At 66.4% G+C, this 23,661-nt stretch carries 24 protein-coding genes and 4 tRNA genes; 15 read left to right on the top strand and 13 right to left on the bottom strand.

Annotated features, from left to right (window positions below; genetic code table 11):
- Positions 1–315: a hypothetical protein gene (locus AC5Y7D_RS12470; protein ID WP_499924282.1), complete on the top strand. Its 315-nt coding sequence runs from the start codon at positions 1–3 to the stop codon at positions 313–315.
- On the opposite strand, the gene AC5Y7D_RS12475 is transcribed toward AC5Y7D_RS12470, so the two are convergent.
- The 5 genes from AC5Y7D_RS12475 to AC5Y7D_RS12495 form a co-directional block, all read right to left on the bottom strand.
- Entirely contained in the window at positions 312–1,181 is an 870-nt protein-coding gene (locus AC5Y7D_RS12475; RefSeq protein ID WP_499924283.1) for a pyridoxamine 5'-phosphate oxidase family protein, read from the bottom strand. The two genes, AC5Y7D_RS12470 and AC5Y7D_RS12475, sit on opposite strands and share 4 nt — an antisense overlap.
- Before the next feature lie 59 nt (positions 1,182–1,240).
- Positions 1,241–2,221, bottom strand: coding sequence for a CaiB/BaiF CoA transferase family protein (locus AC5Y7D_RS12480; protein WP_499924454.1), 981 nt, complete (start codon positions 2,219–2,221; stop codon positions 1,241–1,243).
- Between the two features lie 104 nt (positions 2,222–2,325).
- Positions 2,326–3,282 (bottom strand): LLM class F420-dependent oxidoreductase, encoded by a 957-nt coding sequence (locus tag AC5Y7D_RS12485; protein ID WP_499924284.1) that lies wholly within the window; start codon positions 3,280–3,282, stop codon positions 2,326–2,328.
- Entirely contained in the window at positions 3,267–3,692 is a 426-nt protein-coding gene (locus AC5Y7D_RS12490; protein ID WP_499924285.1) for a cobalamin-dependent protein, read from the bottom strand. The genes AC5Y7D_RS12485 and AC5Y7D_RS12490 overlap by 16 nt, the downstream gene beginning before the upstream one ends.
- Positions 3,693–5,282: a methylmalonyl-CoA mutase family protein gene (locus AC5Y7D_RS12495; RefSeq protein WP_499924286.1), complete on the bottom strand. Its 1,590-nt coding sequence runs from the start codon at positions 5,280–5,282 to the stop codon at positions 3,693–3,695. It lies immediately after the preceding gene.
- Between the two features lie 421 nt (positions 5,283–5,703).
- Here AC5Y7D_RS12495 and AC5Y7D_RS12500 point away from each other — a divergent pair, with 421 nt between their 5' ends.
- Entirely contained in the window at positions 5,704–6,390 is a 687-nt protein-coding gene (locus AC5Y7D_RS12500) for a cutinase family protein (RefSeq protein ID WP_499924456.1), read from the top strand.
- A gap of 35 nt (positions 6,391–6,425) precedes the next feature.
- Here AC5Y7D_RS12500 and AC5Y7D_RS12505 read toward each other — a convergent pair whose 3' ends face one another.
- Entirely contained in the window at positions 6,426–7,082 is a 657-nt protein-coding gene (locus tag AC5Y7D_RS12505) for a M15 family metallopeptidase (RefSeq protein ID WP_499924458.1), read from the bottom strand.
- A gap of 228 nt (positions 7,083–7,310) precedes the next feature.
- Between AC5Y7D_RS12505 and AC5Y7D_RS12510 the strand changes: the two genes are divergently transcribed.
- Complete coding sequence (locus AC5Y7D_RS12510) at positions 7,311–9,023, top strand: CocE/NonD family hydrolase (protein WP_499924287.1); 1,713 nt, start codon at positions 7,311–7,313, stop codon at positions 9,021–9,023.
- On the opposite strand, the gene AC5Y7D_RS12515 is transcribed toward AC5Y7D_RS12510, so the two are convergent.
- Entirely contained in the window at positions 9,020–9,682 is a 663-nt protein-coding gene (locus AC5Y7D_RS12515) for a sensor domain-containing protein (protein WP_499924288.1), read from the bottom strand. The genes AC5Y7D_RS12510 and AC5Y7D_RS12515 overlap by 4 nt on opposite strands.
- Before the next feature lie 179 nt (positions 9,683–9,861).
- Here AC5Y7D_RS12515 and AC5Y7D_RS12520 point away from each other — a divergent pair, with 179 nt between their 5' ends.
- Both AC5Y7D_RS12520 and AC5Y7D_RS12525 read left to right on the top strand, forming a co-directional pair.
- Positions 9,862–10,428, top strand: a complete 567-nt coding sequence (locus AC5Y7D_RS12520) for a TetR/AcrR family transcriptional regulator (RefSeq protein WP_499924290.1) — start codon at positions 9,862–9,864, stop codon at positions 10,426–10,428.
- A gap of 107 nt (positions 10,429–10,535) precedes the next feature.
- On the top strand, positions 10,536–11,186 hold the full coding sequence (locus AC5Y7D_RS12525; RefSeq protein WP_499924291.1) for a biliverdin-producing heme oxygenase: 651 nt from the start codon (positions 10,536–10,538) through the stop codon (positions 11,184–11,186).
- Positions 11,187–11,199: 13 nt separating this feature from the next.
- On the opposite strand, the gene AC5Y7D_RS12530 is transcribed toward AC5Y7D_RS12525, so the two are convergent.
- Positions 11,200–11,532, bottom strand: coding sequence for a DUF3703 domain-containing protein (locus AC5Y7D_RS12530; protein ID WP_499924293.1), 333 nt, complete (start codon positions 11,530–11,532; stop codon positions 11,200–11,202).
- Between the two features lie 446 nt (positions 11,533–11,978).
- On the opposite strand from AC5Y7D_RS12530, the gene AC5Y7D_RS12535 reads away from it, so the two are divergent.
- Positions 11,979–13,622 (top strand): PE family protein, encoded by a 1,644-nt coding sequence (locus AC5Y7D_RS12535; protein ID WP_499924295.1) that lies wholly within the window; start codon positions 11,979–11,981, stop codon positions 13,620–13,622.
- An 18-nt stretch (positions 13,623–13,640) separates the two neighbouring features.
- On the opposite strand, the gene AC5Y7D_RS12540 is transcribed toward AC5Y7D_RS12535, so the two are convergent.
- From AC5Y7D_RS12540 to AC5Y7D_RS12550, 3 genes are all read right to left on the bottom strand, one after another.
- Positions 13,641–13,714 (bottom strand) — tRNA-Phe (locus tag AC5Y7D_RS12540).
- 33 nt (positions 13,715–13,747) lie between these two features.
- Positions 13,748–13,824 (bottom strand) — tRNA-Asp (locus AC5Y7D_RS12545).
- 40 nt (positions 13,825–13,864) lie between these two features.
- Positions 13,865–13,937 (bottom strand) — tRNA-Glu (locus AC5Y7D_RS12550).
- A gap of 126 nt (positions 13,938–14,063) precedes the next feature.
- Here AC5Y7D_RS12550 and AC5Y7D_RS12555 point away from each other — a divergent pair.
- A tRNA-Lys gene (locus AC5Y7D_RS12555) sits at positions 14,064–14,136 on the top strand.
- A 114-nt stretch (positions 14,137–14,250) separates the two neighbouring features.
- Entirely contained in the window at positions 14,251–15,069 is an 819-nt protein-coding gene (locus AC5Y7D_RS12560) for a TIGR04255 family protein (RefSeq protein WP_499924297.1), read from the top strand.
- A 6-nt stretch (positions 15,070–15,075) separates the two neighbouring features.
- Here the strand turns inward: AC5Y7D_RS12560 and AC5Y7D_RS12565 are convergent, their stop codons facing one another.
- Positions 15,076–15,981 carry an SAM-dependent methyltransferase gene (locus AC5Y7D_RS12565; protein ID WP_499924298.1) on the bottom strand — a complete coding sequence of 302 codons (906 nt, stop codon included), beginning with the start codon at positions 15,979–15,981 and terminating at the stop codon, positions 15,076–15,078.
- Positions 15,982–16,064: 83 nt separating this feature from the next.
- Here AC5Y7D_RS12565 and AC5Y7D_RS12570 point away from each other — a divergent pair, with 83 nt between their 5' ends.
- From AC5Y7D_RS12570 to AC5Y7D_RS12580, 3 genes are read left to right on the top strand one after another with little or no spacing between them, the layout of a single operon-like run.
- A complete protein-coding gene (locus AC5Y7D_RS12570) occupies positions 16,065–16,577 on the top strand; it encodes a nucleoside deaminase (protein WP_499924299.1) in 513 nt (170 codons plus the stop codon).
- Positions 16,578–16,627: 50 nt separating this feature from the next.
- Positions 16,628–17,020 carry an ArsR/SmtB family transcription factor gene (locus AC5Y7D_RS12575; protein WP_499924301.1) on the top strand — a complete coding sequence of 131 codons (393 nt, stop codon included), beginning with the start codon at positions 16,628–16,630 and terminating at the stop codon, positions 17,018–17,020.
- A gap of 10 nt (positions 17,021–17,030) precedes the next feature.
- Positions 17,031–17,228 carry a zinc transporter Slc39a7 gene (locus AC5Y7D_RS12580; RefSeq protein ID WP_499924302.1) on the top strand — a complete coding sequence of 66 codons (198 nt, stop codon included), beginning with the start codon at positions 17,031–17,033 and terminating at the stop codon, positions 17,226–17,228.
- A gap of 4 nt (positions 17,229–17,232) precedes the next feature.
- Here the strand turns inward: AC5Y7D_RS12580 and AC5Y7D_RS12585 are convergent, their stop codons facing one another.
- Positions 17,233–18,276 (bottom strand): oxygenase MpaB family protein, encoded by a 1,044-nt coding sequence (locus tag AC5Y7D_RS12585; protein WP_499924304.1) that lies wholly within the window; start codon positions 18,274–18,276, stop codon positions 17,233–17,235.
- 66 nt (positions 18,277–18,342) lie between these two features.
- On the opposite strand from AC5Y7D_RS12585, the gene AC5Y7D_RS12590 reads away from it, so the two are divergent.
- From AC5Y7D_RS12590 to AC5Y7D_RS12605, 4 genes are all read left to right on the top strand, one after another.
- Positions 18,343–18,954, top strand: a complete 612-nt coding sequence (locus AC5Y7D_RS12590; protein WP_499924305.1) for a TetR/AcrR family transcriptional regulator — start codon at positions 18,343–18,345, stop codon at positions 18,952–18,954.
- A 172-nt stretch (positions 18,955–19,126) separates the two neighbouring features.
- Positions 19,127–20,149, top strand: a complete 1,023-nt coding sequence (locus AC5Y7D_RS12595) for an acyl-ACP desaturase (protein WP_499924307.1) — start codon at positions 19,127–19,129, stop codon at positions 20,147–20,149.
- 6 nt (positions 20,150–20,155) lie between these two features.
- Positions 20,156–21,289, top strand: a complete 1,134-nt coding sequence (dusB, locus tag AC5Y7D_RS12600) for a tRNA dihydrouridine synthase DusB (RefSeq protein ID WP_499924308.1) — start codon at positions 20,156–20,158, stop codon at positions 21,287–21,289.
- Positions 21,290–21,626: 337 nt separating this feature from the next.
- Positions 21,627–23,645 carry an LCP family protein gene (locus AC5Y7D_RS12605; protein WP_499924459.1) on the top strand — a complete coding sequence of 673 codons (2,019 nt, stop codon included), beginning with the start codon at positions 21,627–21,629 and terminating at the stop codon, positions 23,643–23,645.
- Positions 23,646–23,661: the final 16 nt, after the last annotated feature.

The raw sequence follows: 23,661 nt of genomic DNA on the forward strand, positions 1-23,661 counted from the left end.
ATGGCCAAAGGCATCATCTACGTCGAGACGTATCCCAGCTCGCCGGACCGCGACCAGGAATACAACACCTGGTACGACGAGGTCCACCTGCCGGAACTCGTGGCCATCGACGGGATCGTCTCGGCACGCCGGCTGCGGCCGGTCAACGGCGAAGGGCCCTACCTCGCCCTCTATGAGATCGAGGGTGACGATCTGCAAGCGGTGCTGCAGAGCATGAGCGCAGCCAAACTGACCATGTCCAGTGCTCTACAACTCGACCCGCCGCCGATTCCGCGGTTGCTCGAGGTGATCGCCGACTGCCATCAGAAAGGCTAGACCGGCGCCTGGATGGCGATCACCTGTTGCGGGGTGAACACCACCTGCCGCCCGGTGTCCGCGGAGTCGGCATCCCAGCGAACTGAGGCGGTGCCGGAGAGCTGAAGCGTTGCGCCGCTGTCGAAGTCGGTGAACAGCAGCGCGGCCGTGGGGTCGGCGAACAAGTTCCCGAAACTGTTGAACATGTTGTTGCCCGGGTAGTCGGGCCACCACAACTGCCCGGATGCGACGCGGACAAAGCCGGCCGGACCACCGCGGTGGGATGCATCATTGCCCGAGACGGGGTGCGTCGTACCGAGGAAGAACGTGTCGGCCGCGCGCACGAGATCGGCGTCTGCCGAACGTAAATCACTGCCGTGAAACACTTCTGGGCGTTCATCGGCAGAGCTCGAGGCACCGAGGCGCAACTGCCGGGGCGTGATGTACTGCGGGCAGTTGCCGTAGGCCTGGTCCACATCGATCACCAGCCCGCCGGAATCTGCATCAGTCAGTAGGCCGTTGACGCGCAGGCGCCGCCGGGTCGCGAAGTCCATCACGACCAGGCCTATCGGCTGGTTCCCGGGCAACCCGCGTAACGGGTCTGCCGCCCGCGGTGTGGTCTCTACCAGCAGCCGGGTGGGCGAGCCGACCCGCAGGAAGCCGGGAGCGCCGGACAGCGGCGACACCCACAGCCGTCCGGACCGGTCACGAGCGGTCAGGGCCGCAAATGTCGCCTTGGCAAGGAAAGCGGCCGTGCCGGCGCGCAACTCGCCGGCGGCGACCATCGGGGCGAGGCGCGCCGCCGTCGCCTTCACGCCCGCCTGATGCTGCACGGCAAGCTCGCCGGCATGGAAGCCGACCGCGGCCTCTCGACGATCGTGTCCCATCGGATCAGCTCCCTCTTCGCTGCGGAAGGAACTGCGATCGTCGCGGAAGTATTCCCCGGCTAGCTTTCCAGCGTGGGCGGCGGACGGTAATCGGGTTGGTAGCCCCACACGTGGATCGGACTGCCGACCAGTCGCATATCCCCCGCCGAGACCACCACCTCCGGGGTCGCCTCGAGGGCCTCGGGGAGCGTCCGGACGGCTGCCGCGGGCACTCCCAGTGGGCGCAGCCGCCGTTCCCAGCTTGCCGCGGTGTCGGCCGCCAACGCCGACGTGACCGCGGCCAGCACCTCCTCGCGCCGGGCGACCCGCTGGGTCATGGTCTCGAACCCGTCGATGCCGGCCTCGGCGGCGAAGGATTTCCAGAATCCATCGTGCGTGATGAACAGTGCCAGATATCCGTCGGCGGTCGGAAACAGTTGGGCTGGAACGTAATACGAGTGGGCGCCGTAGGGACGGCGCTGTGGCTCGGTGCCGTCGTTGAGATAGGCGGCGGCATGGTAGTTCAGTTGCGAAAACATCACGTCGCGCAGCGACACGTCTACCTGTCCGCCGCTACCGGAGACGATCTTGGCCAGCAGGCCGAGCGCCGCGCACATTCCGGTGGAGTTGTCGGCCGAGGAGTAGCCCGGCAGGGTCGGCGGGCCGTCGGGGTCGCCGGTCAGCGCGGCGATGCCGACGCCGGCCTGCACCACGTAGTCGAACGCCGGGTCGTCGCCGCCGTTCAGTCCAAAGCCGGTGATGGCGACGCACACGATCCGGTCGTTGTGCCGGCGCAGCGCCTCGTAGCTGAGCCCCAGCCGGCGAATCGCCGACGGTTTCAGATTCACCAGCAGGGCATGCGATTTCGCGACGAGATCACCGAGCCGCCGTTGCCCCTCCGGTGAGTTCAGGTCGAGACAGATGCTGGACTTGTTGCGATTGAGGCTGGCGAAGTAGCTGTCCCCGACACCTCGGGAGATCTCACCGCCGGCCGGCTCGATCTTGGTCACCTCAGCACCCAGATCCGCCAGCAGCATGGTGGCATACGGGCCGGCCAGCATCGTGCCGACTTCCAGGATCCGGATCCCCGCCAGCGGCCCCGTTCCCTCGCGAGCAGACGCAAAATCGCCCTGGAACACGTGCTCCAGGGTACTTTTGCGTCTGCTCACCGAAGCTCCGCGGCCAGTTCGGCGATCATCTCCCGGGTCCGGCGTTTGGATGCGATCAGTTCGTCGCGGTTGTCACCGATCGGCAAGAGCCGCACCGACAGATCGGTCACGCCGGCGTCGGCGAAACGACGCATCCGGGCCAGGATCTGTCCCGGGTCACCGGCCGCGCACAGGTCACCGACATCGCGGGCGTCGCCACGTTCGAGCAGGCGCTGATAGTTCGGCGACACCTCCGCCTCACCGAGGATACGATTGGCGCGCTCCTTCGCGGCATCGACTTCTGAAGGCGCACAAAGACATACCGGGATACCCGCGACGATGCGCGGCGCCGGGCGACCGGCATCCGCGGCGGCCTTGGTGATCTTCGGTGCGATGTGGTCCCCGATGGCCCGCTCGTCGGCCATCCACAACACGGTGCCGTCGGCCAGCTCACCGGCGATCTGCAACATCACCGGTCCCAGCGCGGCGACCAGCACCGGCATCGGGGGATCGGCCGCAAGCACGGTCGGATTGTGCACCGTGAACGAATCATTTTCGACGTCAACCGATCCCGGTCCGGCGGTGGCGGCGTTGAGCACCTGTAGATAGTCGCGGGTGTAGGCCGCCGGCTTCTCGTACGGCAACCCGAGCATGTCGCGGATGATCCAGTGATGTGACGGCCCGACTCCGAGCGCCAGCCGGCCGCCCGCCACCGCATGCATCGAGAGCGCTTGGCGCGCAAGGGCAATCGGATGCTGGGCCTGCAGCGGTACCACCGCGGTGCCCAGCTCGATGCGCGAGCTGTGCGCGGCCATCAGCGACACCATGGTCAGGCAGTCGAAGTCGTCGGGCACCTGCGGCATCCACGCGGTGTCCAGTCCCGCCGCTTCGGCCCATTCGATGTCAGCGATCAGTTTGGCCACCTTGCGGGCCATGTCACCCCGCTCGGCGCCGATCATCACTCCGACGCGCACGGTTCCTCCTGTGCGGGTTCCGGCGTTCCGGTCAGCGCGCGGATGTCGCGAACCAGGACGTCCAGTGACGTTCCGGTGGGAAACACCGCGGCCGCGCCGGCGGACAGCAGCTTGGGCACGTCGGCATGCGGGATGGTGCCGCCGACGACGACGGCGATGTCCGCGGCATCGGCGGCGCGCAGGGCCTCGATGGTGCGCGTTGTGAGGGCCAGGTGCGCGCCGGACAGGATACTCAAGCCCACCACGGCGACGTCTTCCTGCACCGCGATCGACGCGATGTCTTCGATGCGCTGCCGGATGCCGGTGTAGATGACCTCGAAGCCCGCGTCACGCAGGGTGCGGGCGACGATCTTGGCGCCGCGGTCGTGTCCGTCCAGACCGGGCTTGGCGACCAGGATCCGGGCGGCCATCTAGAACACCACCGGTTGCTGAAACTCGCCCCAGACGGCCTTGAGCGCGGAGACCATCTCGCCCACCGTGCAATAGGCGTTGGCGCAGTCGATCAGCTTGTGCATCAGGTTGTCGGTTCCCTCGGCACTGCGCGACAACGCGGCAAGAGCAGATTCGACTGCGGCACTGTCTCTTTCGGCCTTCACTTTGGAGAGCCGCTTGAGCTGCAGGTCGCGCCCTTCGGCATCGAGTTCGTAGCTGACGATGTCGGGTCCGGGGTCCGGCCCGGGCTCCTGCGACACGAACCGGTTGACCCCGACCACCGGACGGGCGCCCGACTCGATGTCCTGGTGAATCTTGTAGGCCTCGTCGGCGATCAGACCTTGCAGATAGCCGTCTTCGATCGCGCTGACCATGCCACCGTGCTGCTCGAGGTCGGCCATGATCTCGATGATGCGGGCCTCGGTGGCGTCGGTGAGCGCCTCGACGAAATAGGAGCCACCCAACGGGTCGGCGACCGCGGCGACGCCGGTTTCATAGGCGAGGATCTGCTGGGTGCGCAGGGCCAGGGTGGTGGACTCCTCCGACGGCAGCGCGAACGGCTCGTCCCAGGCCGCCGTGAACATCGACTGGACCCCGCCCAGAACCGCTGCCATCGCCTCATAGGCCACTCGCACCACGTTGTTCTGCGCCTGGGGCCCGTATAGCGATGCGCCGCCGCAGACGCAGCCGAACCGGAACATCGACGCCCTGTCTTTGCTGGAGCCGTAGCGCTCCCGCACGATCGTGGCCCAGCGTCGCCGTCCCGCACGGTATTTGGCGACCTCTTCGAAGAAGTCGCCGTGGGTGTAGAAGAAGAAGGAGATCTGCGGCGCGAATTCGTCGATGCTCATCCGCCCGCGTTCCACCACGGTGTCGCAGTAGGTGACGCCGTCGGCCAGGGTGAACGCCATCTCCTGCACCGCGGTAGCGCCGGCGTCCCGGAAGTGCGCACCCGCCACCGAGATTGCGTTGAACCTCGGCACCTCCGCGGCACAGAACTCGATGGTGTCGGCGATCAGCCGCAGCGACGGCTCGGGCGGCCAGATCCAGGTCCCGCGCGACGCGTACTCCTTGAGGATGTCGTTCTGGATGGTTCCGGTGAGCTTGGCCCGGGGTATCCCTTTGCGCTCGGCGGCGGCAACGTAGAAGGCCAGCAGGATGGCCGCGGTGCCGTTGATGGTCATGCTCGTGCTGAGTTTGTCCAGCGGGATGCCGTCGAACAAGATCTGGAAGTCGGCCAGCGTGTCGACCGCGACGCCGACCCGGCCGACCTCTTCACCGAAGTCGGGATCGTCGGAGTCGTATCCGCACTGGGTGGGCAGATCAAGCGCGACGGACAAGCCGGTGCCGCCCTGATCCAGCAGATAGCGGTAGCGACGATTGGACTCTTCGGCGGTGCCGAACCCCGAGTACTGGCGGAAGGTCCACAACTTGCCGCGGTATCCGGACGCGAAGTTGCCCCGGGTGAATGGGTACTCGCCGGGCGGCGGGGGCTCGGTGCGCCGATCCGCCGGTCCATACACCGGCGCGAGCGGGATGCCCGATGGGGTCTGGGCTGCGTTATCCATCAGTGCATAACGTACTTGCAAAAAAAGAGAATGCCAATACCACGGTTTGAGCTGGTCATATGCTTCCGCGGGAAGCTTTTGGCCGGGCGCCGCGGCCCCCCATCCGCCCGCAGGAAGCGGGTGCCGGCGCGCGGTGGAAACGTGTGAGGATGCCCACATCCGGTGACGCCCGGCCCGACGGCGCTGCGCCGCTCCCCACCACCGGTCAAGTGCGCAAACGCCGCCGATCACAGCAGCGGGCTCCCGACATCCGGCCGTCGCGCGAGCACTGCAGTGGTCCCGGCCGTGTCTTAGGCTCAGTACGCGCCAAACAAAGCGCGGAACAAACTGCCCCCGCCACCGGTTCGTTATCGGCGGAACCCGCCAACGAAAAGAGCCGACCTTGAGCTGCACTCGATTGCCTGCCCTGTCGTTTCCTCGGGTGGCTCCCTGGCTGGCCGCGGTCGTCTTGTCGGTAGTGGGCCTGGTCGGACCACCGGCCGGCGGCATGGCGCGAGCCGGTGCCGATCCGGGATGTCCGGATGTCGACGTGGTGTTCGCCCGCGGGACTTTCGAGGCGCCCGGGGTCGGAGCCACCGGGCAAGCGTTCGTCGATGCCCTCAATGCGCGTCTGGTCGGCAAGACCGTTGCCGTCGACCCGGTGAATTATCCCGCGTCGCTGGACTTTGGCCGGGCTGTCGACGGGGTGGCCGATGCCAGCACCAAGGTCGAGTCCTCCGCCGCGAAGTGCCCCAACACCAAAATCGTGCTGGGCGGCTATTCCCAGGGCGCCGCCGTCGCCGCGTACACCACCACCGACAACGTGCCGGACGGCGTTGACCTGCCCGATGGGATAACCGGGCCCATGCCGCCCGCCGTCGCTGCCAAGGTCGCCGCGGTGGTGCTCTTCGCGCCCCCCTCCGACTGGTTCCTGCACTTGGTCGACCGCGACGCACCGCCGATCAGCATCGGCCCGCTGTACGCCGCCAAGACCCTTCAACTCTGCGCCGATGGAGACGTGGTGTGCTCGCCCGGCGGGCGTGACCGCGCCGCCCACAGCACCTACCGGGACAACGGAATGGCCAACCAGGCCGCCGATTTCACCCGGAACGCGCTCGTTCTGCGCTAACCCTGGCCGGCCCCGGCCGCAAGGTAGCGCGACGGTCAATCGACCGGCACGTCGAGGATCGGGCGGTGCACGCCGGCACCGGGGCCGTCGAAATGCCACCACTCACCGGCGTAGACGGTCAAGCCCCCGTAGTTCATGGCGTCGCGCAGTCGCTTGCGGTTGGCCTGCGCTTCGACGCTGACGTCTTGGCTCAAAGCGTTTGCGCGCGAGGTGAAATCGTCGAAATCGGTGCCCATGTCGGAAAGGCAGATTCCGGTGACCAGCCGCTGAGGTGGGCACTGCGGCTGGGCACCGGTGTAGGTGACGTCCACCGAACGCCCCGATTCGTGACTGGTCGCGTACGGACCGGGCCGCGCCACCCAGGCCGGATTGGGGACGATCTGGAACATCTTGACCTGTACCTCGTGCGGCCGGTAGCAGTCCCAGAAGACCAGCACGTGCCCCTGCGGCCGTAGCGCATTGGCCGCGGCGGCCAGGCCGGGCGCCAGAGACTGATGCACCAGACACCGCGCGTCGGCCGGGTATAGCTGCGTCTTGGTGAAGTTGTTGGTCGTCGCATACCGCAGGTCGACGATCGCGTCCGGAACCACGGTGCGCAGATCGACGAACCCGGCGGCGTGCGCCTCCTGGCTCAGCGGTGGTACGCCGGGCCCGGACGGGGCAGTGGTACCGGCAGGCCGGACGGCCACCACCGTCCCCCCGGCATCCGACCGCGAGCCGGGTCCAGCCGAGTGGGCCGGCTGGCAGGCAGCTGACGCGGCAACGAGCGCCGCCGCGGCGACCGACAGCAGAGGCTTGCGACCACTCACCTGGCCATTGTCCCGGCCCGCCCAGCACTGCGCCGGCAGCGCCACGCCAACCCGGTGGCCCGGCACGAAATACTCCTTGCGGTCGAACTAGTTTCAACGTACCGTGAAACTATGACGAACGCGCTCAATGGCCCCCAGACCACGGGCCGGGAGTACCGCAACCTGAGCGAGCCGCAGTACCGCTCCCGGCGGGACTGCAACGTGCCGGTCGCCATGCGCGACGGCACCACGCTGCTGGCCGACGTCCATCGACCCGACGCGGCGGGCCGCTTCCCCGCCCTGCTGGCCGCGTCGCCCTATCCGCGGGAGATGCAGGACTTCGGTGCTCCGGCCGGGTTCATCGAAGCCGGGGTGACCGACTTCTGGGTGCCACGCGGTTACGCGCACGTCATCGCCAATGTGCGCGGCACCTGCGGATCCGGCGGAACCTTCGGCTTCTTCGATGCACAGGAACGGCGCGACATGTACGACCTCGTCGAGTGGGTTGCCGCGCAGCCGTGGTGCGACGGGAATGTGGGCATGATCGGCATCAGCTACTTCGCCATGTCCCAACTCGAGGCGGCCGTCGAGCGGCCCCCGCATCTCAAAGCGATCTTCCCCGTTGCCGTGACCGCGGACCTCTACGAAGCCGCCAGCCATCACGGCCTGTTCAGTTCATCCTTCGTCACGCCGTTCCTGTCGATGATCGGGCTGACCTCCGAGCGCAGCGACCGGCTGTGGCGCAGCGTGCCGGTGAGCATCGCCCGGCGGTTGCTGCACACCCCCCGGCTGCACAGGAAGTTTGCGTCCATGAACGGCGAGTCCGCGGTCACCATGCTGCGCCAGCTGATCAAACTTCCACACGACCCGCATCCGTGGGACGAGCTGTGGCACGACGCAGCGGTCAATCACCCTATCCGGGACGAGTGGTGGGACGAACGAAACCTGTTGCCCCTGCTCAAGGAAGTCGACATCCCGGTGTACCTGGGGTGTGACTGGGAAAACGTACCGCTGCACCTGCCGTCGACCTTCGCTGCGTGGAACGGCTTGTCGGACAACGCTTGTGTGCGGATGGGGATGCTGGGCAAGTTCGGTCTGACCTGGCCCTGGGAAAGCATGCACACCGAAGCGCTGGCCTGGTACGACCATTGGCTCAAGGGACGCGACACCGGAATTCTCGACGGCCCGCCGATCCGGTACTTCCTGCCCGGTGCCGACGAATGGCGCACCGCTGAGTCATGGCCGCCACCGGAGGCGACGCATCGCGAGCTGGCGCTGCGCGCCGACGGCACTCTCGGTGCGGACGAAGGCGATTCGGGATCTCGGGACTATCTGGTGCTGGGCGCCGGACTCGGTCGCGCCAAGCCCAGCAAGATCGATCCACCGTCGTCACTGACCTGGACCAGCGCCGCGTTGACCGAAGCGCTCGACGTGGTCGGTGACTTCGAGCTGCGCCTGGTCGCCGCCGCGACGGCGATCGACACCGCGTGGCTGGTGACCCTGCAGGACGTGGCGCCCGACGGCGAAATCGAGGACGTGACCGCCGGTTGGCTGCGGGCCAGCCTGCGGGAGGTCGACGAGACGGCCAGCCGGCCCGGTGCGCCGGCACTGCCCTGCCGGAACCCGCTGGCGGTGCCCGTCGGAAAAGACGTCGAGTATCGAATCCCGTTGGTGGCCAACGCTCGACGATTCCAATCCGGCCACCGCATGCGGTTGGTGCTCACCAGCGACGATCAAGACCCGTCGACTCCGGCGATGATGAACTTCCGCCACGCGAGCGTAGGCACCAGCAGCCGCAACACCGTCCGCTCGTCGTCACGGTTGCTGATACCGGTCCTGGCTTAGTCGATACGGTCGGTAGCCGTCTGCAGGATCGTCCGTGCGATCTGGTCGGCCGGCTCGAGTCCGAGCACCCCCACGGACATCAACACCGCTGACTTCTCCCGATACATGTGGCTCCACGCGTGGGCGTTGATCCACACGGTGGAGGAATCCGGCCGGTCGATCTTGAAGTCGTAGCGGGGGTCACCTAACGCGGCACACGCCTGCAACGAAGACTCCAGCTGATGCAGAACTCCGCGGGCGGTGCTCGAATCCGGGTAGACGGCGACGGCTTGACTCACCGTCTGGATCATCGCGGGCCCGCCGGGTTTCAGGTCGTCGGTGATGCCGTGATAGCCCGCGCTGCGAAACTCCGACCAGCCGGTGCCGAAGGTGACGTCGCTGATTCCGGCGGCGCGGCAGGGGCCCGGCGCGTTCAGGTCGCCGGGCGGCGGCTGCCGTTGATCCCCGTGCGAATGCGCGGTGAGCTCCTCGTAGTTGGCGATCCGGCGGACCTCTTCCACGCTGACGATCAGCGCATCGGCGCGGGAGCCGGCCGGGGTGCCGGGGCGCGACGACGTGACTTCGTGTGAACAGGCCGGCACGGCCGCCAGCAGCAGGCACCCCGCCAGTACGCGGCACAGCGCCACTGTGGTCCGGAGTACGCGTGGTTGCCTCGCCATTGGCAGCATTGACAAGCCGATCTCTGCGAACGGAAGTCCGCGGTCATGACGCATTCCTGCGACGATTCCCCGGGCGAGCGCACCCGCCCCTGTCCCCTGCTTCTTTGTTGTCCCTTACCATCCTACGGTCGACGCCGCAATCCCGCAGGTGTGGGCGTTGGCAGGGATAGAGTCGCCGGGTGCCCAAGATCAGCGCCCCGTCGGTGGAGGAGCACCGCGAGCAGCTGCAAAGCAGGGTCTTCGAGGCCTTCGCCACCCTGTTGGCCGAGCACAGCTTCGACGCCATCACCATGGCCAAACTCGCAGCGGCGGCCGATATCGGACGCACCGCGATTTACCACCATTTCGCCGACAAGGACGCGGTAGTGGTCGCGTTCGCCTCGCACGAGACCAGCCGCTACATCGCCGGCCTGCGGGCCGGCCTGGCCGGTGTCGGCGACCCGGCGGATCGGCTGACCATCTACATCAGGCACCAACTCAACGCCGGCGAGCAATTTCACATGGGCCTGGGCCCCCAGCTCTACGGCGCTCTGTCGCACGACACCAGGCGCGCCATCCGCGAGCACGTGGTGGCCATCGAGAACGTGCTGCAAGAAATCCTGACCGATGGCGTGGCCAGCGGACAGTTCCTCATTGAGGACCAAGCCGCCACGATGTCGCTGATCCACGCCTGCCTGGCGCCCCGCGGGCTGCCGACGGCGACGATTGAACGATTCGTGCTGCGTGCGCTGGGTATAGGACCGTAGGGCAAGCACGCCCGGCGGGAGTGTGGTAACTTTCCTGACACATTGTCAATATCCTTGCGCCCGTAGTCAACGTCGTCTGATGCACTAGTCCATTGCCTGGAGCCGAGATGCGACCGAAGACCGCCGCGGCCGTACGCTCCTTTTCCGTTGCCATGAAGGAAGGTTCGGCGGCCGAGCACGAAGCGGCGGAGCACTCCTCGTTTGTTTCCGAACTGCTGTCCGGTCGGGTGAACCGCCGCGGCTACGCCGACTACCTACTGAGGTTGCGGGTCATCTACGAAACGCTCGAGGCGGCCGTGCGGGCCCACCGCGATGATCCACTGGTGGCCGCGGTCTACGACCCCTCGCTGGAGCGGCTGCCGGCCATCGATGCCGACCTGGAGTTCTGGGCACCGGGCACCACACGCCAGATCGAGTCTCCCGCCGCCCAGACCTACCGGGACCGCCTTGCCGGCGCCGCCTGGGGCGGCGCGTTAGTGGCACACCACTACACCCGCTACCTCGGTGACCTCTCCGGCGGGCAGGCCATCGGCAGGATTCTCGACCGCACCTTCGGACTGGACGGGGCGGGCCTGGCATTTTACGACTTCCCGGTGCGCCCCAAGCCCTACAAAGACGCCTACCGGGCCCGGCTTGACGACCTGGACCTCGACGAGGATGCCATCGGTCGCGCGGTCGACGAAGTGCGGGTCGCCTTCACACTGAACCAGGGGCTGTTCGACGAACTCGCGGAGAACCTGCCGGCTTACCGGCGCTGATGCGGGTGATTTCTCAGATCACGGCCAGCTCGGGCGGCACCGGCATCGGCGTGAACAGACCGACCGACGCCCGTCCGGTGTTCCCGTCGGGATAGCGACCGGTCCACGAACCGGGCGCAGCGAGCGCGATCCGCACCACCTGACCCAATGCCTCGCGCCGATCGTGTTGTCGCACAGCCAATCCCAACATCGCGATGTGGTTGCGGGTGTGAAACCAGGGCGCGGGCTGCGAAAGGATGTGCGCCCTCTCCAGGTGATACCAGCGGACGTCGGCGGAATCGGCGCACCGGGCTGCCGCCATCTCGCGAAAATACCGCTCGCGGGACGCGCTGGTAATGCGCGGCATCGGGCCTCCTAACGTGTGTATGCATAAATACTAATAACACGATACGTCATTGCCGGGGAGTCGGTCCGCTGCTTCGGCTGCCCGAGCCAGACGGTCAGCCATTGCGGCAGAAGCGTTTAGAAGAGAGCAGCCGGGGTAAATCGAGGGAAGCGTTCAGTACACATCCACGGAAGAGGGGCTCTTGATCACCTGTATCTGCCCCGCGTGTGGATATCCCACGTTGAGTCCCGCCCTGTGTGCCTTCTGTCGCCCGGGGGAAGTGTTCGGCGACAACGTATTCGGCTCGATGCCCGCGACGCGCCCGCGCGAGTTCGAGCGGTCCCCGCTCTGGTCTGGACCGGTAGCCAGCTGAAGCGGGGTGCCGGCGTTCCGCGACCGACCGGATGACTTCCGCTTTCCGGCTGGTTTGCCTGACCGGAGCCGATCACCCGTGACAGGGTGCCCTCATGGCGCACTTGCTGACACACCCCCGGCTCCTGACGGCGGCCGCAGCGGATGTTGCGGCCATCGGAACCGCGATCGACGAGGCCGGCGCGGCAGCGGCGCACACCACCTCCGGGATTGCGGCGGCCGCCGCCGACGAGGTCTCGGCGGCGATAACCGACCTCTTCAACGCATACGCCCGAGAGTGCCGGGCGGTCATCGGGCAGATTGCGCAGCGGCACGGCGCGTTCGCCCAGACGCTGGCCACCGGCGCCGCTAGCTACGCCTACCAGGAGTCCGCCGATGCGGGCGCATTGCGGGCCCTGACAGCCGGCCCGTACGTGACGCTGGTCATGGCCGGAAGCGGAACGCCGATACCCTCGCCGTCCTTCGTGGCCAACATGGTCAACAGGTACATCTCGCCGTTCTTTCCCGCCGGCCTGGTTCAAGCGCTGCCGTTGCCGGCGGGCGAATACCCGGTGACCGGCATCAAAGACCTGACTCAGGACGTATCGATAGCCCGCGGTGTCACGATCCTCAACGATGCGATTCAGCAGCAACTCGCGACCGGAAACACCGTCAACGTGCTGGCCTACTCGCAGAGCGCGAACATCGCCTCGCTCGAAATGCGACTGCTCAGTCCGGGCGACACTCCGAGCTCGCTGCCGATAAACTTTGTGCTGCTGGGTAATTCGATGAATCCGAACGGCGGTTGGGACGCCCGCTTCCCAGGCCTGAGCCTACCGAGTCTCGGTTTCACGACCCTGGGCGCCGCACCCGGCAATTCCTTCCCCACCACGGTTTACACGATCGAGTACGACGGCTGGGCCGACTTCCCGCGATACCCGATCAATATCCTCGCCGACCTCAATGCACTCGCCGGCATGGTGACCGTGCACGGCGGCTACGAGAATCTGACGGCCGCACAACTCGATTCAGCGATCCTGTTGCCGACCCAAGGGCCAACCACCACAACGTATTACATGATCCCGACCCAGAATCTGCCGCTGTTGGAACCACTGCGTGCCGTACCGGTCCTGGGGACCCCGGCCGCAAATTTCGTGCAACCGATCTTGCGACCGATGATCAACTGGGGCTACGGCGACCCGAACTACGGTTGGTCCACCGGACCGGCAAACGTGCCGACGCCATTCGGATTCCTGCCGCCACCGGAGGCCACCACCGCCCTGGGACCGGCTCTGGTCGACGGATTTCAGCAGGGCATCGCCGCGGCGACCGGCGACCTGGCCACCATGGAGCCTCCGGTCCCGCCCTCGATCCCGGGTGCCGTCTGGTCGCTGCCATCGGTACCGGGCACCCCGACCCTGCCCGGCACAACCGACATTCTGCGCGGTCTGCAGACGGCGAACACCCAGATCGTCGGCACCGCCACCACGGCATTCTCGACCGCCTACTCGACGCTGCTGCCGACCGCCGATATCGCGACCGCCGCCCTGGTGTCGCTGCCCTCCTACAACGTCAACCTGTTTCTCGACGGGCTGCTGCAGATGAGCAACGGGCAACCGGTGGAAGGGCTGATCAACGCGATCGGGAATCCGATCGCCGCCACCGCCGGGCTACTTCCGTTCCTCGGCGGTCTGCAACTCAGTGTCGTCGTCCTGGCGGCGGACTCGATCCTGACGGGCACGCCGTATTCCGATCTGTGATCGGCGGCGCGATGTGCGTGGCCAGGGGCGGGATCGAACCGCCGACCTTCCGCTTTTCAGGCGGACGCTCGTACCGACTGAGCTACCTGGCCGGAAGCCGGCAGGCAGCGTGTGCCTCGCCGTGCTGGCGACCCTGACGGGACTCGAACCCGCGACCTCCGCCGTGACAGGGCGGCGCGCTAACCAACTGCGCCACAGGGCCTTGCTCTACTGCTGTGCTCCGCGGGTACCCGCGTCACCTGTACCCCCTACGGGATTCGAACCCGCGCTACCGCCTTGAAAGGGCGGCGTCCTAGGCCGCTAGACGAAGGGGGCCAGAACCGAATCTCTCCGGGGCACTGCCAACGCGATTACTGTTGGGAGCCACGTCAGCTTAGGTCACCCCGGCCCCAATCCTCAAACGAGCCCTCCGCCACGCACACAGTATTGTGATTCTCCGCCGCCCCTATAGCTCAGTTGGTAGAGCTACGGACTTTTAATCCGCAGGTCGTAGGTTCGAGTCCTACTGGGGGCACCCCACCCGCACTAACCGGCGCCGAGCCGGAATGTCGGGCACGCAAGGCCGCACGGCCGAGACGGATCGGTGCGCTGCGGGTGATTGCCGTCACGCTTGGTTATGCTCGCGGCTATGCTTCCGGACGTGAATCCCGCTGAGGTACAACCCAACGCCCCCGTAGCCCTGGTGACGCTGGAGATCCGTCACCCGGCCACAGACTCTCTCACCGAGTCGGCAAGCCGCGAACTCAAGCATCACCTCATCAACGACCTGCCGATCGAACGCCAGGCCCAGGACGTCCAGTGGGGCATGACGGCCCCCGGCCAGCCACCGCAACCGGTCGCGGATCGTTTCGTGCGCTACTCCAACCGGGAGAACACCACCGCCGCATCGCTCAAGAACCAGGCGATCGTCGTGGAGACCAGCGCATACAGCAACTTCGACAACTTCCTTGACATCGCGATGCGCGTGGTCGATGCCCGTTCGGCGGTCTCGACGATCGTGGGCATCGAGCGCATCGGCCTGCGCTACGTCCTTGAGATCCGGGTGCCGGCCGGCGTCGACGGGCGCATCGAATGGGCCAACTGGATTGACGACAGCCTGCTCGGACCCCAGCGTCTGGCCCCCGGCGGGCTTTCCCTGACCGAATGGCAGGGTGCCGCCGTCTACCGCGAGGCGCAGCCGGGCAAGTCACTCATTGTGCGTTACGGACCGGGTGTCGGCCAGGCGCTCGACCCCAGCTACCACCTGCGCCGGGTCACCCCCGCCCAGACCGGCCAGTTCTTCCTGATGGACATCGACAGCTTCTGGACGCCGCCCACCGGCGCGATCCCGGAGTACAACCGGGAAGCGCTCGTCTCGACGTACCGGGATCTCTACGCTCCGGCCCAGACGGTGTTCCAGGACATGCTCACTTCGCGGCTGAAGGACGAACTGCTCCGCAGCCAGTAAGCGGCGCTACGGCGTGAGCACCGCGCTGGCGTAGGTCAGGTCCGCGAACGCCTCGGCCAATTCGTCGTCAGGGTAGGCGAAACCGTTGACCGCGTGCAGTTCCTTCACGGTGTGGTGCGAGGTCTGCCAACCGCTGCGGCCGAGGTGGTCGAGGATGTGGCTGCGCTCGGCGTGGTAGACGAGGTCGTTGAAGTCGATGTCGAAGCCCAGTTCGGCCATCTGGTCGTGGTGGGCGCGCCATCGTTCGTCCTGGAAGATCCGGGTGTCGGGGACGAACTCGAAGGCCAGCCGGCTGCCGGGCGCGCTCAACTCGGTGATGTTGTCGAAGAGGGCGTCCTGGGCGTCGTCGGGCAGGTAGACCAGCAGCCCCTCGGCGCTCCACGCCGACGTCGCCTGCTCGTCGAACCCGGCCTCGCGCAGCGCCGATGCCCAGTCGTCACGCAGGTCGATGGAGACGGTCCGGCGCTGGGCGGTCGGCTCGGCACCCAGATCGCGCAGCGTCAGCGTCTTGAACTCGATCACCTCCGGCATGTCGACCTCGTACACGACGGTGCCGGCCGGCCACGGCAACCGGTAGGCACGTGCATCCAGCCCGGACGCCAGGATGACCACCTGCCCGATGCCGCTGCGGGTGGCCTCCAGGAAGAACTCGTCGTAGAACCTGGTCCGGCAGGCCATGCCGATGGCCATCCGCTCCGGGTCGAATTGAGAGTCGTCCTCGACGGGGATCTCCCCGTTCACCAGCCGGGTGTAGACGTCGATGCCGACGGCCCGCACCAGCGGCGCCGCGAACGGGTCGTCGATCAACGCGTATTCGGGGTCCGAAGCCAACGCCCGCTGGGCGGCGATCATGGTAGCCGTCGCACCGACACTGGTCGCAAGATCCCAACGATCCCGATCGGTACGCACCATTGCACTCCCTCTTCAGCGAGAAATATAGATAACCTAGTTACTATCACAGAACCGACAATGATTCTGCGGACTAATCTGCTGGTGTGACGGACTTCGCACAGCGGACCATCGACCTCGCCCGGCGCAACGTCGACGAAGGGGGCCGCCCGTTCGCGACGGTCATCGTCAAGGACGGCCAGGTTCTCGCCGAAAGCGCGAACAAGGTGGCACAGACCAACGATCCGACCGCCCACGCGGAGATCCTGGCCATCCGGGCGGCCTGCACCAAGCTGGGCACCGAACACCTGATTGGCGCCACCATCTATGTGCTGGCCCACCCCTGCCCGATGTGCCTGGGCTCGCTCTACTACTGCTCCCCCAACGAGGTCGTCTTCCTCACCTCGCGCGACGCCTACGAACCGCATTACGTCGATGACCGCAAGTATTTCGAGCTCGCCACGTTCTACGACGAGTTCGCCAAAGACTGGCGGGCGCGCCGACTACCGATGCGCGAAGAGACCCGCCCGGAGATCAGAGAGGCCGCGGTGGACGTCTACCGGTCGTGGCAGCAGCGCAACGGCGGAAAACGCCAGGCGACCGCGGTTCCACCCGGCTGACGACGATCTCGACTTGACAGCAAGCCCGCCTGCAAACCTATTATCTACGTATGCATGCAGATAATAGATCTGGGTTGCTGCCGGACGACCAGGTCGGTCTGGTGGTCGAGATCTTCCGCATGCTCGCGGACGCCACCCGGGTGCAGGTGCTGTGGTCACTGGCCAAGCACGAGATGTCGGTCAACGAACTCGCCGAACATGTGGGCAAGCCCGCGCCGTCCGTCTCCCAGCACCTGGCCAAATTGCGGATGGCACGGCTGGTACGCACCCGGCGCGACGGCACCACGATCTTTTACAGCCTGGAAAACGACCACGTGCGCCAGCTCGTCATCGATGCCGTCTACAACGCAGAACACGCCGGCCCCGGCGTTCCGGGCCATCACCGCGGGGACAGCACCTTACAAGCAATCAAAGCTGAAGCCGCACAACGATATTCACGATAAGGAGAAAGAAATGTCAGACCACAGCCACGATGAGGCCCATTCCCACGAACACCAGCACGGGGATGTGCACCACAGTCACGCCCACACCACTCACGACCATGAGCACGTCGCGCACGAGCATCCCCACTCACACGGTGACGGCACGGAGCACTCACACGAACATGTGCACCAATCCGGGCTCGAAGAGGTGCACAGCCACGCCCACTGACCGCTCAGACCTCGGGGCAGTAGTGCGTCGGGTTGTCTCGCTCGTCCAACGGCGGCAGATTGCGTGCGTGCGTCTGGGGCAGCGGCGCGTCGGCCGGGATGCGTCCGCTCGCGCGGTCCAGGCCGGCCCGGGCCCGCGGATGCTTGCGGTAGCGGGGCGGCACGAACGCGAAGATCACCCGGACCAGGTTGCCGAAGCGCCGGTGCAACCACTCGTCGCGGCCGGACCACGAGTAGCCCAACCGCTCCCGGACGGCCGGGTGGTACAGGCCCACCGTCAGCCATACGAAGAAGGGCGCGAACGCCTTGGTCAGCCTCGCCCACAGCCAGTCGGGGATCCATGGGGCGACCGGCGGTTTGTCATATTTGGTCAGGTCGAGCACGGCCCGGGTGGCGTAGTTGTCTTCTAAGACGTTCCGGCACATGTGGTCCCAATAGCTCTGGAACTCCTCCCAGGTCGGGGGTACGGGCCGCATGCTCATGCCGTACATCCGGTACCACTGAACGTGCTCGTCGAACAACTGGCGCTTTTCCGCTTCGGTCAGGCCGGTGCCGAAGCGTTCGGCGACGTGGATGGTGCCCATGAAGAAGGTCGTGTGCGCCCAATAGAACACGTCGGGGTTCAGTGCGTGGTACCGGCGCCCCTGGGCATCGACGCCCTTGATGCCGATGTGGTAGTCGCGCACCTCGGCGCCGGTGGTCGGAGCGCGGTCACCGTCGAAGACCACTCCGCCGATCGGGTACAGCGACCTCATCACCCGCGGCAGGGGTTCCCGGAAGAAAGTCGAGTGTTGCTCAACGGCCGCGCCCAACTGCGGATGCATGTTCTGCATCGAGCCGGCGAACGGGCCCTGCAGGATTCCCCGCCAGTCACCGAAGTACTTCCACGTGAGCGAATCCGGGCCCAGCGGCGTCGGCGGAGCCTCATAGCCCTGCGATACCGGGCAACCTTGCGCCACCCCGTCGGGTGCGGGAGCGGGCAAGTTGCCCCCGGTGGCGCCTTGGTCAGCGCTGGTCACCGGGCAGGCCGCAGACGTATCTTGAGTCACTGGTGCTATTCCTCAGCTGTCAGAAAACTGACTACATGCGTTGTCAGAATCGATTCTAGGAGCGAAGTGCAGGCGGGTCAACGACGGGGCCGCTGGTCGGGCGTCCCCCTGGAAGACCGTCACGCGTTGCGCCGAGACACTCTGGTCGCCGCCGGCGTAGAACTTCTCGGCCGGGAAGGCGGCCCGGCACTCACGGTGCGCGCGGTGTGCCGGCAGGCCAACCTGACCGAGCGCTACTTCTACGAAAGCTTCACCGACCGTGAGCAGTTCGTTCGCGCGGTCTATGACGACGTCTGCACCAGGGCGATGGCGACGCTGACGTCGGCGAAGACGCCGCGGGAGGCCGTCGAGCAGTTCGTCGCCCTCATGGTCGACGATCCGGTCCGTGGTCGCGTGCTGTTGCTGGCGCCGGCCGTAGAGCCGGTGTTGACCCGCTCCGGGGCAGAGTGGATGCCGAACTTCATCGACCTGCTGCAGCGCAAGCTCTCCCGGATCGTCGATCCGGTCGTCCAGAAGCTCGTCGCCACCAGCTTGATCGGCGGGCTCACCGCCCTTTTCACCGCCTATCTGAACGACCAACTCGGCGCTACGCGCCAGCAATTCATCGATTACTGCGTCGACATGCTGCTCGGCACGGCCGCCACCTACGTGCCACACCGCCAACACGACTCGGCCTGATGCAGTTGCGCTGCGCCGCAGGATTAAGCACGCTCCCCCTCGGGCACCCTTTTCCTGGTAGCTGATCGACCTTGACCGCACCGTGATGCGCCACACCGCGGGCAAACTTGATGCTACTGATAGGCACAGATATATTGACTGCAACCAACAGACACAGATAACTGGAGTTGCCATGTCAGGCGAGCTGACGAATCTGCAGCTGCTACAGGAACTCGAGCCGATGGTCGAGAAATACCTGAACCGGCACGAGAGCATGCACAAGGACTGGAACCCGCACGACTACATCCCGTGGTCAGACGGCAAGAACTTCTACGCCCTCGGTGGGCAGGACTGGGAGCCCGGGCAGTCCAAGCTGTCCGACATCGCCCAGGTGGCGATGGTGCAGAACCTGATGACCGAGGACAATCTGCCGTCGTATCACCGCGAGATCAGCATGAACTTCGGCCTGGATGGACCCTGGGGCCAATGGGTCAACCGGTGGACCGCCGAAGAAAACCGGCACGGGATCGCACTGCGTGACTACCTGGTGGTGACCCGCGCAGTCGACCCCTATGAGCTGGAGAAGCTGCGCATGGAGGTGGTGAACCGCGGCTTCAGCCCGGGTCAGAACCAGCAGGTTCGCGACGACCTGTTCGCCGAGAGCCTGTTCGACTCGGTCATCTACGTCACGTTCCAGGAGCTGGCCACCCGGATCTCGCACCGCAACACCGGTAAGGCCTGCAACGAGCCGATTGCCGACCAGATGCTGGCCAAGATCTCGGCCGACGAGAACCTGCACATGATCTTCTACCGCGACGTCAGCGAGGCCGGGTTCGAGATCGCGCCGAACCAGGCGATGAAGTCACTGCACAAGATCCTGCGCAACTTCCAGATGCCGGGCTACCAGGTGCCCGAGTTTCGCCGCAAAGCAGTGCTCATTGCCGTGGGCGGCGTCTACGACCCGCGGATCCACCTCGACGACGTGGTTATGCCGGTGCTGAAAAAGTGGCGCATCTTTGAGCGCGAGGACTTCACCGGCGAAGCCGCCGCCCTGCGCGACGACCTGGGCGTGCTGGTCAAGGAACTCGAGGCGTCCTGCGACAAGTTCGAGCAGTCCAAGCAGCGCCAGCTGGACCGGGAAATCCGCACCGGCAAGAAGACGACCGCGTTCGAGCTGCACCAGACCGCGGGCAAGCTGACGCTCAGCGGGCGGTAGTGCCCTTTGCGCATCGGCACCATCGAGCTGGCCAGCCCTGTCGTGCTGGCGCCCATGGCCGGGGTGACGAACGTCGCATTCCGGTCGCTGTGCCGTGAGCTGGAACAGTCCAGGGTCGGCACGGTAAGCGGGCTGTACGTGTGCGAGATGGTCACCGCGCGGGCGCTCGTCGAGCGTCACCCGGTCACCATGCACATGACGACGTTCGCCCCGGATGAAACGCCCCGGTCGCTGCAGCTCTACACCGTCGACCCGGAAACCACCTTCGCGGCGGCCAAGATGATCGCCGACGAGGGACTGGCCGACCACATCGACATGAATTTCGGCTGCCCGGTGCCCAAGGTGACCAAGCGGGGCGGCGGAGCCGCGCTGCCCTACAAGCGGCGGCTGTTCGGCCAGATCGTCGCCGCCGCGGTACGCGCCACGGCCGGCACCGACATACCGGTGACGGTCAAGTTCCGCATCGGCATCGACGACGATCACCACACCCACCTGGACGCCGGGCGCATCGCCGAGTCAGAGGGCGCCGCGGCCGTCGCGCTGCACGCCCGCACGGCCGCACAGCGGTACTCCGGCACCGCCGACTGGGATCAGATCGCGCTGCTCAAGCAGCAGGTACGCACCATTCCGGTGCTGGGCAACGGCGACATCTACGACGCCAGTGACGCGCTGGCCATGATGGCCGCCACCGGCTGCGACGGCGTGGTCATCGGCCGCGGCTGCCTGGGCCGGCCGTGGCTGTTCGCCGAGTTGTCGGCAGCATTCACCGGCAGACCGGCACCCGACCCGCCAATGCTCGGCGAGGTCGCCGATATCATCCGGCGGCACGGCGCGCTGCTCGCCGCCCATTTCGGCGAAGACAAGGGCATGCGTGACATACGCAAGCACGTCGCCTGGTACCTGCACGGCTTCCCCGCCGGATCCGACCTGCGCCGGGCATTGGCGCTGGTCAAGACCCTCGACGAACTCGACCGGCTGCTCGACCGGCTGGACCGCGACGTTCCCTTCCCGGAAGCCGGCAACGGCCCGCGCGGTCGACAGGGTTCGCCGGCGCGGGTGGCCCTTCCCGAGGGCTGGTTGGCCGATCCGGACGACTGCCGGGTGCCCGAAGGCGCCGATGTGATGCACTCCGGCGGCTGATCCGCAAGGGAGGGAGGCTGAACCGAGACAGTCTCGAAATCGCGTCTCAGCCGATAAATCAGTACGATATGAGCCCTGATGCAGTTGCGCGGCGCCGTGGACGACGCCGCTCTGTTCACGTGTGCGCTTTACGCCCGAATAACCACCCGGGTGGCGGGGACGTCCGCAGAGTGACTTTGGAGGCCGGTAGGACATGAGTGACGGCGAGAAAGACGCCACTCCTGACCGTCGGCGCGCGCCGGGCACCGGTAATGCTGACTTCCTTACCGAAAACCCTCAAGCATTGCGAGGCGCCGCGCCGTGGGAGCGCTTTTCTCCGCCATCAGCCGATGACGAAATGAGTCGCTGGTCGGCCGTGCCCTTGCGCGCACCGGAACCTGAGCAGCACCGGGAAGCGCCGGCAGACGATCAGGCGGGCAGCCACAACAACGGTGCGCTGAGCGTGGCGGACCTTATCGCCAAGCTCGGCGCCACCCTTCCGGAGCGTCCCCGCCACCACCATCTCGCCGACCAACCCGAGGTTGCCGACCAACCCGAGGTCGCCGAAGGACCCGGTCCGGGCGACATAGACCCACCCATCCTGGACCGCGACGATCTGCTGGACACCCAGGTCATCCCCATCCCGGCCTATTCGCTGCAGCTGCTTTCCGAACTGCCTGACCTCGGGGCCGCGAACTACCCGCCGGACACTTCGGACAGCGGCGAACCCGCAGCGGCGCCGGCACGGAAACGGCGCCGCAAGAACGCCGCGGCCGAAACGTCGCCGGAAGCCACGGCGAAGAAGTCCGGCCGGCGTCCGATCCTGCTCGCGGGCCGCTCCCTGGTGGCGGTGATCGCGCTGCTGTCGCTGGTGCTGACCGGCGGCGCCTGGCAGTGGACTTCGTCGAAGAACAACCAGTTGAACACCGTCAGCGCACTGGACCCGCAGTCGACCGACATCGTCGACCCCAACGCGCAATACGGCGACGAGAACTTCCTCATCGTGGGGATGGACTCGCGGTTGGGCGCCAATGCCGATGTCGGAGCCGGCGACACCGAGGACGCCGGGGGCGCCCGGTCGGACACCGTGATGCTGGTCAACATCCCCGCCGATCGCAAGCGCGTGGTCGCCGTCTCGTTTCCGCGTGACCTGGCGATCAACCCGATCCAGTGTGAGGCCTGGAATCCCGAGGACGGCAAATACGGCCCCATCTACGACCCCAAGACCGGCAAGACCGGTCCCCGAATCGTCTACACCGAGACCAAGCTGAACTCCGCGTTCTCCTTCGGCGGCCCCAAATGCCTGGTGAAGGTCATCCAGAAGCTGTCCGGCTTGAGCGTCAACCGGTTCATCGCTATCGACTTCGTCGGGTTCGGGCGCATGGTCGAGGCCCTCGGCGGTGTGGAGGTGTGCAGCACCACTGCGCTGAAGGACTACGAACTGGGCACCGTGCTCCCCCACGCCGGACGCCAGGTCATCGACGGGCCCACGGCGCTGAACTATGTACGCGCCCGTCAGGTCACCACCGAGAGCAACGGTGACTACGGGCGCATCAAGCGTCAGCAGTTGTTCTTGTCCTCGCTGCTGCGGACGATGATCTCCGAGAACACGTTGATGGACCTCAACAAGCTCAACAACGTGGTCAACATGTTCATCGGCAACAGCTACGTGGACAACGTCAAGACCAAGGACCTGGTCCAGCTCGGCCGCTCTTTGCAGCACATCGCGGCCGGACACGTCACGTTCGTCACCGTGCCCACCGGCGTGACCGACCAGGACGGCAACGAGCCCCCCCGGACCGCGGACATGAAGGCGTTGTTCACCGCCATCATCAACGACGATCCGCTGCCCAAGGAGAATGACCAGAATGCGCAGAGTCTGGGCACCTCCCAGACTCCGACCTCGGCTCCCAGCTCCACGAAGAAGCCGCCCCAGCCGGCCCCGGCCAACGACACACACCGCGAGCAGGTGACCACGACCTCGCCCCAGGAGGTGACCGTCCAGGTGTCCAACGGAACCGGCACCGAGGGGCTGGCCGCCACCGCCGCCGGCCAACTCAAGCGCAACGGCTTCAACGTGATGACGCCGGACGACTATCCCAGCGCGCTGAAGACCACGACGGTGTTCTTCTCTCCCGGCAATGAACAGGCGGCCGCCACGGTGGCCGCGGCGTTCGGCAACGCGAAGGTCGAGCGGGTCACCGGAATCGGCTCGGTGGTTCAGGTGGTGCTCGGGCCGGACTTCAGTGCGGTGACCAGTCCGCCGCCAAGCGGCTCGTCGGTGAGCATGCAGATCAGCCGAAACACCAGCAGCACGCCCACCCGGCTGCCGGAGGACCTGACGGTCACCAATGCAGCCGACACCACGTGCGAGTGACCCCGTTCACAATTGC

Source organism: Mycobacterium sp. NGS49, assembly GCF_059812565.1.

What these genes read in the sequence shown, in the direction of transcription:
- AC5Y7D_RS12495 (WP_499924286.1), bottom strand. Translation starts at nt 5,282, where the DNA reads ATGGATAACGCAGCCCAGACCCCATCGGGCATCCCGCTCGCGCCGGTG.
- AC5Y7D_RS12560 (WP_499924297.1), top strand. Translation starts at nt 14,251, where the DNA reads ATGCTTCCGGACGTGAATCCCGCTGAGGTACAACCCAACGCCCCCGTA.
- AC5Y7D_RS12480 (WP_499924454.1), bottom strand. Translation starts at nt 2,221, where the DNA reads ATGCTGGCCGGCCCGTATGCCACCATGCTGCTGGCGGATCTGGGTGCT.
- AC5Y7D_RS12470 (WP_499924282.1), top strand. Translation starts at nt 1, where the DNA reads ATGGCCAAAGGCATCATCTACGTCGAGACGTATCCCAGCTCGCCGGAC.
- AC5Y7D_RS12510 (WP_499924287.1), top strand. Translation starts at nt 7,311, where the DNA reads ATGACGAACGCGCTCAATGGCCCCCAGACCACGGGCCGGGAGTACCGC.
- AC5Y7D_RS12595 (WP_499924307.1), top strand. Translation starts at nt 19,127, where the DNA reads ATGTCAGGCGAGCTGACGAATCTGCAGCTGCTACAGGAACTCGAGCCG.
- AC5Y7D_RS12530 (WP_499924293.1), bottom strand. Translation starts at nt 11,532, where the DNA reads ATGCCGCGCATTACCAGCGCGTCCCGCGAGCGGTATTTTCGCGAGATG.
- AC5Y7D_RS12565 (WP_499924298.1), bottom strand. Translation starts at nt 15,981, where the DNA reads ATGGTGCGTACCGATCGGGATCGTTGGGATCTTGCGACCAGTGTCGGT.
- AC5Y7D_RS12535 (WP_499924295.1), top strand. Translation starts at nt 11,979, where the DNA reads ATGGCGCACTTGCTGACACACCCCCGGCTCCTGACGGCGGCCGCAGCG.
- AC5Y7D_RS12580 (WP_499924302.1), top strand. Translation starts at nt 17,031, where the DNA reads ATGTCAGACCACAGCCACGATGAGGCCCATTCCCACGAACACCAGCAC.
- AC5Y7D_RS12515 (WP_499924288.1), bottom strand. Translation starts at nt 9,682, where the DNA reads ATGGCGAGGCAACCACGCGTACTCCGGACCACAGTGGCGCTGTGCCGC.
- AC5Y7D_RS12605 (WP_499924459.1), top strand. Translation starts at nt 21,627, where the DNA reads ATGAGTCGCTGGTCGGCCGTGCCCTTGCGCGCACCGGAACCTGAGCAG.
- AC5Y7D_RS12490 (WP_499924285.1), bottom strand. Translation starts at nt 3,692, where the DNA reads ATGGCCGCCCGGATCCTGGTCGCCAAGCCCGGTCTGGACGGACACGAC.
- AC5Y7D_RS12525 (WP_499924291.1), top strand. Translation starts at nt 10,536, where the DNA reads ATGCGACCGAAGACCGCCGCGGCCGTACGCTCCTTTTCCGTTGCCATG.
- AC5Y7D_RS12475 (WP_499924283.1), bottom strand. Translation starts at nt 1,181, where the DNA reads ATGGGACACGATCGTCGAGAGGCCGCGGTCGGCTTCCATGCCGGCGAG.
- AC5Y7D_RS12575 (WP_499924301.1), top strand. Translation starts at nt 16,628, where the DNA reads ATGCATGCAGATAATAGATCTGGGTTGCTGCCGGACGACCAGGTCGGT.